Source organism: candidate division WOR-3 bacterium, assembly GCA_039804165.1.
Lineage (GTDB): Bacteria > Hydrothermota > UBA3072 > UBA3072 > UBA3072 > JAFGHJ01.
This window is the reverse complement of record JBDRZZ010000005.1, coordinates 32,456-46,019: the sequence shown is the minus strand read 5'-3', so window position 1 is coordinate 46,019 and position 13,564 is coordinate 32,456. Positions and strand designations below refer to the sequence as shown.

Below are 13,564 nucleotides of genomic sequence, written 5' to 3'. Positions count from 1 at the left end.
ATCTTTTCTCTTTCAGGCGGCACCCGGATTCGAACCGGGGTGTAACGGTTTTGCAGACCGTTGCCTTTCCACTTGGCTATGCCGCCAAATAAAAAGCGGGAAACGGGATTTGAACCCGCGACTTTCACCTTGGCAAGGTGACGCTCTACCGCTGAGCTATTCCCGCTTATTTAAAAAATAATATAAAAGAAAGAATTCCTTTGTCAAGAGCTCTTTATAGAGAGGAAAAACTTTACAAATCAAGAATTAACTCCTTAAGAGATCTTTTGGGAACGTGATGAATACCTTTTTTGTCTCTCCAATATCTTATATTTCCATTTTTAGCGGTTTCAATTACAACTTTTTCTTTCGGCTTACCAAGAGCAATTGCAAGTAAGATTTGATAACGAGAAGGAATATTAAGATTCTTATGCAAGGTTTTTCTATCAAGAGCTCCTAAAATGCATCCTCCTAATCCTTTTTCAACAGCTCCAAGAAGAATATTCTGGGCCGCGATTCCATGATCACAACCGAAAGAAGAAGTAATTTGAGTATCACCAAGAATTAGAATATACGCTGAGGGTCTCTCACTTGGAGAAGGCCCTTCCCAATTCGTTAAATAAGTTGCCCATTTTGTGCAGGAAAAGATTTTCTCATTCTTTTCTTTTGTATTTGAAATAATATACTTAAGAGGCTGAAGATTTGCAGCGGATGCCCCAAGTCTTGCAAGCCCAACTAATTCAATTAGTGTTTTTTTCGAAATTTTAAAATTCTTCTCGAAACGCCGATAACTTCTATTCTTCTCTATCAATTCTTTGATCATTCCTTTCCTCCTTAAACAAAAAAATCTTAAATGTTGTTCCCTTCCCTTCTATACTCTCAACCTCTATTTTCCCATTATGTTCGTCAACAATCTTTTTCACAACACTCATACCCAAACCTATCCCTCTCTTCCCATAAGTAAAAAATGGCTCAAAAATTCTATCCTTTATATTTGGAGGCATTCCGACTCCTGTATCTTTTACATATAACTCTACCCCATCCCCTATCTCTTTTGCTCCAATTTCAACTGTTCCTTTATTCTTAATAGCCTCTTTTGCATTCTTCAGAAGATTTATAAACACTCTTTTCAACTTAAAAGGATCAAATTCAAAACTCAAATAAGAAGGAACTTCGATTTTAAACTCAATTTCCTTCCCATCATAATCTTCTCCAAATAGTTCAACAACTTCTTTGAGGAAATCGTAAATGTTAACTTTTCTTACATCCAAAGAACTTTTATCTCTCCCAAACTCCAAAATATCTTCTATCATCTCAAGAGCAAAATTAGCTGCTTTATTAATTGACTCAGCATATCTTCTAACTCTATCATCCTCTTTCTCTTTCAAAAGTTCTGCGTAAGCTTTGATAGCAGCAAGAGGAGATTTTATATCATGAATTATTGTAGAACCAAGCTTACCAAGAACCGCAAGCCTTTCCTCCTGTAGGGCTTTCTCTACAATGTCTTCGTCAATGGATCTTAATCTACTCGAAAGCATCTTAAGAAGATAAATCGAAATCTTAGGATTTATAGTTAGAAGTTTATAGAAACTATCTTTATTCGCTCTTAGAAGAGTCACTTTTTCTCTTGAAAAAACAGTGGCTGAATGAACTTTTTCTTCTAAGAGAGACATTTCCCCAAAAATATCCCCTGGATGTAATTCCGCAAGAAATTTGCCTTTTTTCGTCACCAAAGCTCTTCCCTCTTTCAGAATGTAAACTTCCCCTCCAAACTCTCCCTCTTTAATTATTGGACTATCTTCTTCAAAAGTAACTTCCTCAAATAATTCTTTAACTTTTTGAGTTTCTTCTTTCCCTAGCCCTTTAAAGATTTCTGTAAGAAAATCAACCATTAATTAAGAATAACAAAAAAGAGGAAATTTGTCAACTCTTCCTAATACTCACTTAATGGGGGTAAATTTTAAAAGCAAAACATCATGAGGAGAAATCTCTTTTATATAAAACTCATCTCCTTTCTTCTCAAGATCTATTATTCCTAAATCTTTCTTTTCCCAAAGATCTCTAACTTTATACTTATTGTATTTACCCCTTAAAATCCAGAGATGACCCCAGATAATTTTCATTTTAAGAGGTTCTTCTCCTGTATTATGGAAACAAACAGCCCAGGCCCCTCCCGAAAGCTCCTTTACCCAAATTTCCTTTCCAGGATGATCCATTATCTTATAACCTTGTTTTCCCAATGAATCCTGGTCTATGGCAATGACTTCTTTATTGGTAAGAATTTGCCTAATCTCTTCAGACATATTTCTTATATCATTACTCGCTATTAGAGGAGCTGCCAAAATACACCATAAAGAGAAATGAGACCTAGATTCAGCTAAGCTCAAACCCTCCATTCCAACCACTAACATATCGGGATCATTCCAGTGTCCAGGTCCAGCATATTTCTCAAGACCAACCTGCTCATCCAAAATTACCTTCCACCCCAAAGAATAAACTCCTTGGCAATCATAACAATTCATTATATCTCCTGTTGTCCTCCATAAATGACCAACATCTTTACCCCACAACCAAGGTTTATTGCTTCCCCATTCGCAAATGCTAAAAATAATTGGTCTACCAGTCGCTTTTAATGCATCCCTCATTGTTTTATAAGTTTCTTCTGCATTCGCTGAACCTGTATTACACCAATCATATTTTAAATAATCAACGCCCCAAGAAGCATAAGTCTTTGCATCCAAAAATTCATGCCCTCGTCCACCAGGATAACCTGCACAAGTTCTTGTTCCAGCATCATTATGAATCCCAAATTTAAATCCCTTAGAGTGAATATAATCTCCCAAGGCTTTCATCCCTTTTGGGAATTTCTTTGGATCTGGAACTATTTTTCCCTCTTTATCTCTTTCCATAGCCTCCCAACCATCATCTATAATTATATATTCATACCCAGCATCTCTCATTCCTGTTCTTATCATAGCATCTACAATCTCTTTTATTACTTCTTCATTAACGTTTGTCTGAAAACTGTTCCAGCTATTCCATCCCATAGGGGGTGTTCGAGCTAACCCATCATCAAGAGCAACTAAACCTTCTCCAAGAAAAAAAACTCCAAACAACAATAATTCTTTTAAAAATCTCTTCATTTTTATTCTTCCTCCCTTAATTGTTTCTAAAAGGCCCCAACCTTTCCATTAATTCTAAGCAAGCTCTTGAATTATGGTAAGGACATTTCCAAGGTCCGACTTTGTCTTCTTCATAATAAGGGATCCCTTCTCTATTTACTCTAAAGAACCATTCTCCATTTTTATAATCTATAATATATTTTTTTATAAAATTCCAGGAATCCCAAGATGCATTAAAAAATTTATCATCCCCTGACAACTCAAATGCATTAAAGAAACCTACCATAGCTTCAGCTTGAACCCACCAGTGTTTATCAGAGTCAAAAACACCCATTATATTCCCTTCGTTCATTACTCCACCAGAAGAGTCTACCCCATCCCTTAAAGTTGCCTCGGCAAGCCTTAAAGAAGCTTCCTTAACTTTCCTCTTAAGAGATTCGTCTCCTAATAAAGAAGAAGCTTTCCAAATTAACCAACTACCTTCAATGTCATGACCATAGGAAAAAACCTGTGACTTTTTATTCCATTTTTCATCAAAAAATAAATTAAAATGTCCAGTTGCTGGATCTATAATTTTATCAAGAAAAATTTGAACTAACTGTTTTAATCGAGTTTTTACTCTTTCGTCCTTTTTTACCTCAAGAAAATTTGTGTATGCTTCTAAGAGATGAAGATGAGTATTAGTTGTTTTTCTTTCATTTTGATCCTTTTCACTTAATCTAACATCTTCTATCCAATTCCAATTTCTATCCATAGCCTCAAAATAACCCAAATATTCAGGGTCAAAACTATATTTCTCTATCAACTCAAAAATCTCACTTGTCCAATCTAAAACTTCTTTTTCTCTATAAATTTTATAAAATTCACTTAGAGCATATAAACAAAAAGCTTGAGCGTAGATCTGTTTCTTTGTATCAATAGGATTACCTTTGCAATCAAGAAGCCAAAAAATTCCTCCTTTTTCCTTATCATAAAAAAAATCCTTTAGATAACTATAAGCTCTTTGGGCTAATTCCATATATCTTTTTTCTCTAAATTTTCTGTATACAGCAGAGTATGTCCAGAGAATTCTTGTGTTTAGAACAGATGCTTTTGGAGATTTCTTTTTCACCTCTCCATTATTCAAAATTCTTCCAAAAAATCCACCATTTTCTAAATCAATTGTCTTATCCCAAAAAGGAAGAATATTAGTTCTTAATTCTCCCTCAATCTCTTTATAATAAGTATCAAAAGAGGTTGAAGGTTCCATTCACTATCCCATTTCTACAAAAACCGTATTATTCTCCTTTAACTTATCAATTGGAATGAAATTACCTTCTATTTCCTCTCCATTAATTATGATTCTTTTTGCTCCTTTTTGGACTCCAGTTTTATTCTCCACTTTGATTTCAAGAATCTTATTTCTAAATTTTCTTCTAACTTTATACTCTCTCCAAGAAGAAGGAATACAAGGATCAATCCTAAGCCCATGGTAATCCGGCTGAATCCCAAGAATGTATTGAGTAGCCACATAATAAGCCCAAGCTGCCGAACCAGTCAACCAAGGTATACGGGAAGCTCCATAACGAGGACTGTATTTGCTGTGAGTATATTGACAGTAAACATAAGGTTCGATCTGCCTAATCTCAGCTTTTGCGTTGTAAGCCGCAGGTAAATAAGCACGATAATATTTGTAAGCCTGTTCTCCATTCCCAAGCATTGCTTCAGCCATTATTGCCCAGCCTTGAGTATGACAGAATATAGAAGAGTTTTCTTTCATTCCTTTATTGAAAAGGGATGCTTTCACAACCCTATGGTCAGTCTTCTCAAAAGGCGGATCCACAAGCATAATTCCATACTCTGTAGCAAGATTTTCTCTCACAACCTTCATCACTTTTATGCTTTGTTCTTTAGTTGCATATCCACTTATTACTGCCCAAGATTGAGGATTTAGCCAAATCCGACCTTCTTCATTCTCCTTTGAACCAATTTTCATTCCATCATCTTTGTAAGCCCTAATGAACCACTCTCCATCCCAAGCATATTTTCCAATATTTTCATCTAATTTTTTAAGGTAAGATTCTGCCCAAGCTACCTCTTCTTTTCTGTTCAACATTTCACAAATTTCTATATATGTTTTTAAAGCATACCGAACCTGAAATGCCACAAAAACCGATTCCCCTTCATAACCAACTGACAAGCAATCATTCCAGTCGGCATATAAACCACAAGGTAGTCCATGAACACCAAGATGGCTTAGGTTAAATTGAATCGCTTTCTTCATATGACCAAGAACAGTATCTTCTCCTTTATCTGCATAAGGAAGAACTTTATCATAAAAAGAAATATCTCCTGTTTCTTTAACATAAGCAGGAATTGTATTAAATAACCAAAGACAATCATCGGAACGGTACTCTTTTGGAGAAGGCGGTTTTTCTTTTCCTGGACTATGGGACCAAGGTTTCACAAGAGGCATCGCCCCACCTGTTGAAACTTGTCCTGTTATCATAAGTTCTAATCTCTTTCCTGCTTCTTCAGGAATTAAATGTAAGACTCCTAAAATATCTTGAACTGTATCCCTATATCCAAGGCCATCTCGTTCTCCACTATAAACAAGGCTCGCAGCTCTCGACCAGGTATAAGTAATAAGACAATTAAAAGGATTCCACATATTTATCATACTATTGAATTCAGAATCAGGTGTTAGAGCACTCATCCCTTCTAAACGGCTATGCCAATATTTTTTTAGTTTATCAAACTCTTCATACACTTTCCTAATGTCCTTAAACTCACAAATCGCCTGTTTCCCTTCCACTTTTGCCTTACCAATTCCCATAATGACAACAAATTCCTTCTCTTCTTCTGGTTCTAAATCAAGATCAATTTGCAAAGTTCCACAACCATTATCTCCCTTTGCAAGAGAACCTCTACATCTTCCTTCTTCTACAACCAAAGGATTATGATAAGAACGATAAGGTCCAATAAAAATATCTCTATCAGTGTCATACCCGCTTACCTCTACCCCACTAACCCCAAGAAAAGTGTGTCTATTCCCATCGTGACTCTCAAAATCGCCTCTTGTATCGTCAGGTAAAAGAACATTAATCCCATGATCAATTATATTATCCACAACCTCCATACTCAAAATACCTAAGGTATATTGGAGATTAATAAGATCCTGCCACACAAACCAATTATTGGCGTATTCTACAAAAGTAAATAACCTTAAGGAACGTTTCTTAGAATCCTTATTTATAATCTTAAAAAGCCAAAATTCAAAATAACGATCTAAAGGAACAAAATAAGTTGTTTCAGTTCTTATCTTTGAATATTCAGAGGAAATAACCGTATAAGCAGTTCCATGCCTACAGATAGATTTATAAAGTTCAAGGGGCTTACCCACAGGTTGCCAAGAACTAGACCAATAGTCCTTACTTTCACAATCATGAATGTAGATATAGCGTCCCGGCTGATCCATTGGGATTGAATTAAAACGCAATCTAATAAATCTACCCTGAGCACTGGATTTAAAAAAGCTATATCCTCCTGCATTGTTCGTTATTATCGCTCCATATTCAGTAGAACCAAGATAATTGCTCCAAGATTTTGGAGTATCTGGGCGCTCTATAACATATTCTTTATTCTTATCGTCAAAATAACCAAACTGCATTTTACCAATCCAAAGGCTTAGAAGGATTTGCTTTTATGTATTCAACAAGTTCATCCACTTTAGTAAAAGCAAGCGCACAAGTGGTATCTGCAGCCCCATAGAATATCGCTATTCTACCTGTTTCTGCATCATGAAGCGTAGCACAAGGAAAAACAACACTCGGAACAAAACCAACTCTTTCATAAGGCTCCTCCGGGGTTAACAAAAAGTTTTCACAATCAACAAGAACCTTATAAGGTTCATCAATGTCTAAGAGAGCTGCTCCCATACTATAAATATAACCACTACAGGTTTGACAAACTCCATGGTAAATCATCAACCAACCTTCTGTTGTCTCTATGGGAATAGGACCTGCTCCAATTTTTAAATTCTTCCACCAATAGTGCCCAGCTCTCATTACAAGCCTATGTTTCCCCCAATATGTCATATCTGGACTTTGACTTAAGAAAATATCTCCAAAAGGAGTATGACCATTATCACTTGGACGATTTAGCATTACAAAATTCCCATTTATTCTTCTTGGAAATAAAACCCCATTACGATTGAAAGGAAGATAAGCGTTTTCAAGCTGAATAAAAGTCTTAAAATCCTCGGTCTTGGCAATACCTATTGTTGGTCCATAAAAATAATTACACCAAGTTATATAATAGATGCCTTCAATTTCTACAACTCGCGGATCATAACCATAAAGAATAGGCTTTGCCGAAGAACCATCTTCTTTTAAGAACTTTATTGGCTCTTCTTCGATCTTCCATTTAATCGCATCCTTACTCTTACCAAGATGCAATTTAGGATAACCATTTCTATGCTCAACCCTAAAAACGCCAATAAATTCTTCTTTATAAGGAATTACAGCACTATTAAAAATTCTTGCACCATTTAGGGCTTCTCTCCCAATAACTGGATTTTTATCATACCTCCAAACAACATCCTTAGAACCCTTGGGTTTATCTTGCCAAGGAATATTAGGTAAAGATTTCCCAATTATTCTTACACCCATTCTCTCCCTCCTTATACTTCCTCAGTTAACTTTCTTCTTTCTTTCAACTCCATACCAATTTGTTCAACTTTTTTGTCACTTAATGGGTATATAAACGACAAAATTAGAAGAGACAAAATCCCAAGTCCAGCAGGAATTAAACTAAAAAGTAGGAGTAAACCTCTGAGACTCTCTGGGGTTTGCTCTACATTAGGCTGGAAACCAACCCCAGACATAAGGCGAAGAGCAACAAAAGCCCCAAGAGCCCATCCAATTTTCTGAGACATTGTAGAAGCAGAAAATACAAGACCCGTTGTTCTCCTCCCTCTTTTCCATTCAGCATAATCTGCTGTATCAGCATACATTGCCCAAAGAAGAACACTTAGAGGACCACCACTTATAGAACCTGTAAACTGAAAAAGGAAAATTAAAGCAATTTGTGTAGGAGTCAAAAAATAGAAGATTGCTGTGCTAAAAATTGCGATAATGAATAGTGTAATAAAAGCTCTCTTTTTCCCAATTCGCTTTGCAACCCAATTTACCAAAAGAGCTCCAATAAGTGCTGAAATTTGCCCAACCCCATTAAAATAGGAAGCCAACTTATTGAAATCACACTTTATTTTCCCTAAAAACGGAATAAAAATTTCCCTTGTCCCAATAACATATTTAAAATAATGCACTGTAACACTACTGCGAACAGCAACAAAAAGAATAAAAGTTATTGTTGTTGCAAGAAGAATAAGCCATGGACCATTCGTGATTAATTCAAATATATCCTTCTTAACAGAAGATTTTTGAGTCTTAGGAGGCTGAACTCTCTCTTTAGTTCCAGCAAAAGTAATGAGGAAGAAGATAATCGCTGCAATTCCATATATTATAAAAGAATACTGCCAACCTTTTGCGTCATTACCTTTACCAAGAGCCTTTGTCATTGGAAGCAAGGTAAAAGAAACTATTGTTCCTGCCAAAAATGCAAAAATGAATTTCACAGAAGAGACTGTAGTCCTCTCCTTTGAATCAGGAGAGATAACACCAAGTAAGGCTGTGTAAGGTATATTAATCGCTGTATAAAGCATCATGATAAGATTGAAAGTTATATAGGCCCAGATTAGTTTCCCAGTAGTGCCAAGATTAGGGACAGTAAAAGTAAGAACGCCCACAACAGCAAAAGGGAAAGCAATCCAAAGTAAATAAGGTCTGAATTTTCCCCATCTTGTTTTTGTCCGATCTGCAATCATTCCCATTATAGGATCGTTTATTCCATCCCAGATTCTACTCAAAAGAAAAAGATAAGCCGCAGAAGCAGCAGGGATAAGAAAAATGTCTGTGTAGAAATAAGTAAAATATAACATAAAAGTTTGCCAATAAAGAACTGAGGCAAGGTCTCCAAAACCATAACAAATTTTTTCTCTTATGGATAAAGAACTATTTTCTGATTTCATAAATTCCTCCTTCTTAATTTTTCAAAACCCCTCATCCCAAAAACCCAATTCTTGAATTCTATCTTCTATTCTTTCTCCAGTTTATCATACCAGTTGAACTTCAAAAATATTGAGGTTACAATAAGCAAACCAATACTTACATACATAGGAACGAATTCTCTTAAAACAAGATAGATAGGAATTAATACAAAATTTGTCTGCCATATAATACCCACAATAACATTTATCATATCTCTAAAGAAATTCTTATTCCTTTCAAAATTAGGATCTTCTTTCTTAACTTTCTCATAAATAGGTTTCCAAAGACCCCAAGGACGAACCTTCTTGTAGAAATCCATTAAAATCTCGTCTTTCTCTGGCTCAGTAAGAAGGGTTCCTAAGATAGAAGCAACCGTGCTTATTACGAGAATAAGTGGGAAAAGAGCAAGATTAAATTGCACCCCAAATAAAACATCTGGATTCCCAAAAAGAATTGGCAAGAATAGAGCAGCAACTATCCCAGAAATCATCCCCCAAAAGTATCCATAACCATTAAATCTCCACCAATGCCACTTAAGAACATTTGGGGCTGTATACCCTCCCCAAAGACCAGCCACAAGCCACATTGTAATTTGGTAAATTGATTTTCCCATAATTCCAAAAATAATCCCAAGAGCAATGATAACAAAAGAACTTATGTAGCTTATCGTAACATATCTCTTAGCAGGAGCTTTTGGATTTATGTATCTTCTATAAATATCATTAACAATATAAGAAGCACCACAATTTACCGTTCCATCATAAGTGCTCATAAAGGCTGCTAAAAGTCCTGCAAGAAGAAGCCCTAAAAGACCAACAGGAACAAAGTTGTGGATTACATATGGAAGAATTTGCTCAAAATCCACTCCACTTCCCATCGCTTTTAGTTGAGGGCTAAAATAAATAAGACCCAAAACACAAATACCAGTGACAAGTAGATATCTCGGGAAATAAAGAACAACAGAGACAAACCAACTCATTAAAGAAGCTTCCTTTGGATTTCTTGTTGCAAGAATTCTTTGCATGTCATAATTCGGTGCAGGTCCTGCTGCACTTACAAGAAAACCTTTAAAAAGCATCATCATTAAGGCAATCCCAGCCAGAGAAAAACCATCACTCGCTATTTTGTTATTTATCTCTGGAATTAAATTCGCCCAATCTAATCCAAGATTTCTCCAACCAAATCTTAAACTTAACCAACCATCAGGAACTAAATTTTTTATAAGAAGAGGGGATGAATGTTTAATCGCAATAAATGCGATTCCAATAGAGGTAATTGTCATAAGAAAATACTGAAATAGGTCAGTTATTGTGACTGCAAGCATTCCACCCATAATTGTATAAATACTTGCAACACCCATAAATATCATTGCATAAGTATTTGCAGAAAGCTTCCAGGGAAGAATTATCTGTCCAAATTTTCCTATCCCTTGAAAATCATAAGCAAGAAATCCAATAACACTGATAATAGCAAAAACAACCACACTTATATCAGCAAGTTTTGCTCCAAGATCATGCCCAAACCTTGTCCTTATCCATTCCGCTCCTGTTATAACATTAGACCGGCGCAACCACATAGAGAGATAAATCATTAAGAAAACCTGATTAAATACAGGCCAAACCCAAGGCAAAAACGCTCCTTTTACACCATAAATAAAAGTCCAGGTAACCAACATCATCGTCCCTGTTACATCAAACATACCTGAAGCGTTTGCAACTCCTAAAACATAAAATGGAAGTTTATTTCCTCCAAGAAAATAAGATCTAATATCTTCCGAAGCCCACTTCTTAACGACAAATCCAATAATAACTACAATAACGCAATAAGCTATTATAATACTTATATCAATAATACTCATTATGCCTCCTTTCTTCCAAGTATTACTTCAACTCTATGCACTTTTCCATCCCCAAAAACTGGAACTTTATTTCCCTGAATCTTTTCTCCATCCACTCTTAAAATTTTTACTCCCTTAGAAACCTTCTCAGGATTTTTAACCTCAATCTGATAAGTTGCATTTCTGAATTTTCTATTAACTTTATAACCTTCCCAATTAGAAGGAATACAAGGGTCAACAATAAGACCATCATAATCAGGTCTTATCCCAAGAATATACTGAGTTATTGCTACATAATTCCAAGCACTAGTTCCAGTAAGCCAGGAATTCTTTGCTTCACCTTTTTTATAAGCATCTTTCCCAGCAATCATCTGAGAGTAAACATAAGGCTCTGTTTTATGAATTTCACTTATATCCTCAAGATAAGCCGGAGCAATTTTTTTGTAATACTCAAAAGCTCTATCTCCTCTTCCTAAAACAGTCTCGGCAATCATAATCCAAGGGTTATTATGACAAAAAACTGCGGCATTCTCTTTATAACCAGGAGGATAAGAAGAAACCTCACCTAGATTCAAATAATATTTTGTATAAGCAGGGTTTAATAAAACAATCCCATATTCACAGTCAAGTCTTTCTTTCACCGAATCTAAAGCTTTTATTGCCTTTCCATCTTCAAGACCAATCTCTGCCATTACACAGAACCCTTGAGGTTCTATAAATATCTGACCCTCCTCATTTTCCTTACTTCCAACTTTATTTCCATTATCATCATAAGCCCGTAAAAACCATTCTCCATCCCATCCATACTTCTTTATATTTTCTATCATCCTATTTATATGTTCTTCTGCTTTTTCAGCCTCTTCTTTTTCTCCAATATTCTCACATATTTTTTTAAATTCTTTTCCATAATAAACAAACATCCCTGCAATTAAAATGGACTCCGCTACTTTCCCTTCTTTATTTGTGGTCGTCTGGAAGCTTTCATCAGGATTTGTTGAAAAACAGTTAAGATTGAGACAATCATTCCAATCGGCTCTCCCTATTAAAGGTAAATTATGAGGACCCAAATTGTTAACAACATGATAAAAGGACCTTTTAATATGCTCAAACAAACTTCCTTTTTTACTTTCGTCATTATCAAAAGGAACAGACTCTTCTAAAATAGAATAATCTCCAGTTTCTTTTATATAAGCAGCTACAGAAGCTATGAGCCAAAGAGGATCATCGTTGAAATTGCTTCCAATCTCATTGTTTCCTCTCTTTGTTAGAGGTTGATATTGATGATAAGCACTACCATCCTCTTTCTGAGTTGCAGCAAGATCAAGAATCCTCTGTTTTGATTTCTCAGGTATTTGATGTATACAACCCAATTGATCCTGATTTGAATCTCTAAAACCAATTCCTCTTCCAATACCAGATTCAAAATACGAAGCACTTCTTGCCATATGATATGTTATTATACACTGATAGGGATTCCAAATATTTACCATCCTTACAAGTTTCTCATCCGGATGTTCAAGTTCATAAACTGAAAGAAGCTCATCCCAAAACTTCTTTATAGAAGATAATTCTCTTTCTACATCCTCTTTTGTCTTTATTTTATTTATCATCTCTTCAGCTTTCTTTTTGTTAATAACTCCTGGACTTTCCCATTTCTCCTCAGGAGAATTTTCCACATAACCAAGAATAAATATGTAATCTTTTGCTTCTCCAGGTAAAAGTTCCACTCCAATACAATGAGAAGCAATAGGTTGCCAACCATGAGCTTCTGAATTTCTTGGCTTACCTTCAAAAACTGCTACTGGAGAAGAAAGCCCATTATAAAGTCCAAGAAAATCTTCTAATTGCGTGTCATAACCTTCTATCTCTGAATTTACCGAATAAAAAGCAAAATGATTTCTTCTTTCTCTATATTCAGTTTTGTGATAAATGACCGAACCTTTAATCTCCACTTCTCCAGTTGAAAAGTTCCTTTGGAAATTTGTCATATCATCCAAGGCGTTCCAGAGACAAAACTCAACAAAAGAGAAAAGTTTAAATTTTTTCTTATAATTTGATTTATTTACTAAGTGAACCCATTCAACCTCCCCATCAAACCCTAATGGAACGGTATACAAAACTTCCGCTTCAAGTCCATTTCTTCTCCCAATAATTTTTGTATAACCAAGACCATGATGACATTCATATTTATCCAAACTAACCTTAACAGGCCTCCACCCTGGGCACCAAACATCCCCATTTTCATTTATATAAAAATATTTTCCACCCTCATCTAAAGGAATATTGTTATAACGATACCGAGTTATCCTCCTAAGTCTCGCATCTTTATAAAAACTATATCCCCCACCTGTATTGGAAATCAAAGAGAAAAAATTATCATATCCAAGATAATTTATCCAGGGATAAGGAACTTTTGGAGTTGTAATTACATACTCTCTATTCTCATCATCGAAATATCCAAATTTCACAAATTCTCCTCTTTTCGGAGAATATATAATAAACTTTTTCTATTTGTCAAGAGTAAATAAACAATTAAA

General features: G+C 35.3%; 9 protein-coding genes and 2 tRNA genes. All 11 read right to left on the bottom strand.

The annotated features are described in order from the left end of the window. Positions 1–14 precede the first annotated feature (14 nt). Positions 15–86: transfer RNA gene (locus ABIN61_03375), tRNA-Cys, on the bottom strand. Between the two features lie 8 nt (positions 87–94). Then, a tRNA-Gly gene (locus ABIN61_03370) sits at positions 95–166 on the bottom strand. A gap of 66 nt (positions 167–232) precedes the next feature. After that, a complete protein-coding gene (locus ABIN61_03365; protein MEO0293247.1) occupies positions 233–802 on the bottom strand; it encodes a nitroreductase family protein in 570 nt (189 codons plus the stop codon). Then, positions 774–1,871 carry an ATP-binding protein gene (locus tag ABIN61_03360; GenBank protein MEO0293246.1) on the bottom strand — a complete coding sequence of 366 codons (1,098 nt, stop codon included), beginning with the start codon at positions 1,869–1,871 and terminating at the stop codon, positions 774–776. Before ABIN61_03360 ends, ABIN61_03365 begins: the two co-directional genes overlap by 29 nt. A gap of 48 nt (positions 1,872–1,919) precedes the next feature. Then, the gene (locus ABIN61_03355; protein ID MEO0293245.1) at positions 1,920–3,122 is read right to left on the bottom strand and encodes a glycoside hydrolase family 27 protein; all 1,203 of its coding nucleotides are present in this window, start codon (positions 3,120–3,122) and stop codon (positions 1,920–1,922) included. Positions 3,123–3,138: 16 nt separating this feature from the next. Beyond that, on the bottom strand, positions 3,139–4,350 hold the full coding sequence (locus tag ABIN61_03350) for an AGE family epimerase/isomerase (protein MEO0293244.1): 1,212 nt from the start codon (positions 4,348–4,350) through the stop codon (positions 3,139–3,141). A 3-nt stretch (positions 4,351–4,353) separates the two neighbouring features. Continuing rightward, complete coding sequence (locus tag ABIN61_03345; GenBank protein MEO0293243.1) at positions 4,354–6,750, bottom strand: glycosyl hydrolase family 65 protein; 2,397 nt, start codon at positions 6,748–6,750, stop codon at positions 4,354–4,356. A 1-nt stretch (position 6,751) separates the two neighbouring features. Next, positions 6,752–7,750: a glycoside hydrolase family 130 protein gene (locus tag ABIN61_03340; GenBank protein MEO0293242.1), complete on the bottom strand. Its 999-nt coding sequence runs from the start codon at positions 7,748–7,750 to the stop codon at positions 6,752–6,754. 11 nt (positions 7,751–7,761) lie between these two features. After that, positions 7,762–9,171, bottom strand: a complete 1,410-nt coding sequence (locus ABIN61_03335; GenBank protein MEO0293241.1) for an MFS transporter — start codon at positions 9,169–9,171, stop codon at positions 7,762–7,764. Positions 9,172–9,236: 65 nt separating this feature from the next. Continuing rightward, positions 9,237–11,048: a sodium:solute symporter family protein gene (locus ABIN61_03330; protein ID MEO0293240.1), complete on the bottom strand. Its 1,812-nt coding sequence runs from the start codon at positions 11,046–11,048 to the stop codon at positions 9,237–9,239. Continuing rightward, positions 11,048–13,495, bottom strand: a complete 2,448-nt coding sequence (locus ABIN61_03325) for a glycosyl hydrolase family 65 protein (protein MEO0293239.1) — start codon at positions 13,493–13,495, stop codon at positions 11,048–11,050. The genes ABIN61_03330 and ABIN61_03325 overlap by 1 nt, the downstream gene beginning before the upstream one ends. Positions 13,496–13,564 lie beyond the last annotated feature (69 nt).

Excerpts from the sequence above, each read along its gene's own strand:
- ABIN61_03340 (MEO0293242.1), bottom strand. The coding sequence starts at position 7,750 with ATGGGTGTAAGAATAATTGGGAAATCTTTACCTAATATTCCTTGGCAA.
- ABIN61_03360 (MEO0293246.1), bottom strand. The coding sequence starts at position 1,871 with ATGGTTGATTTTCTTACAGAAATCTTTAAAGGGCTAGGGAAAGAAGAA.
- ABIN61_03365 (MEO0293247.1), bottom strand. The coding sequence starts at position 802 with ATGATCAAAGAATTGATAGAGAAGAATAGAAGTTATCGGCGTTTCGAG.
- ABIN61_03335 (MEO0293241.1), bottom strand. The coding sequence starts at position 9,171 with ATGAAATCAGAAAATAGTTCTTTATCCATAAGAGAAAAAATTTGTTAT.
- ABIN61_03345 (MEO0293243.1), bottom strand. The coding sequence starts at position 6,750 with ATGCAGTTTGGTTATTTTGACGATAAGAATAAAGAATATGTTATAGAG.
- ABIN61_03330 (MEO0293240.1), bottom strand. The coding sequence starts at position 11,048 with ATGAGTATTATTGATATAAGTATTATAATAGCTTATTGCGTTATTGTA.
- ABIN61_03350 (MEO0293244.1), bottom strand. The coding sequence starts at position 4,350 with ATGGAACCTTCAACCTCTTTTGATACTTATTATAAAGAGATTGAGGGA.
- ABIN61_03355 (MEO0293245.1), bottom strand. The coding sequence starts at position 3,122 with ATGAAGAGATTTTTAAAAGAATTATTGTTGTTTGGAGTTTTTTTTCTT.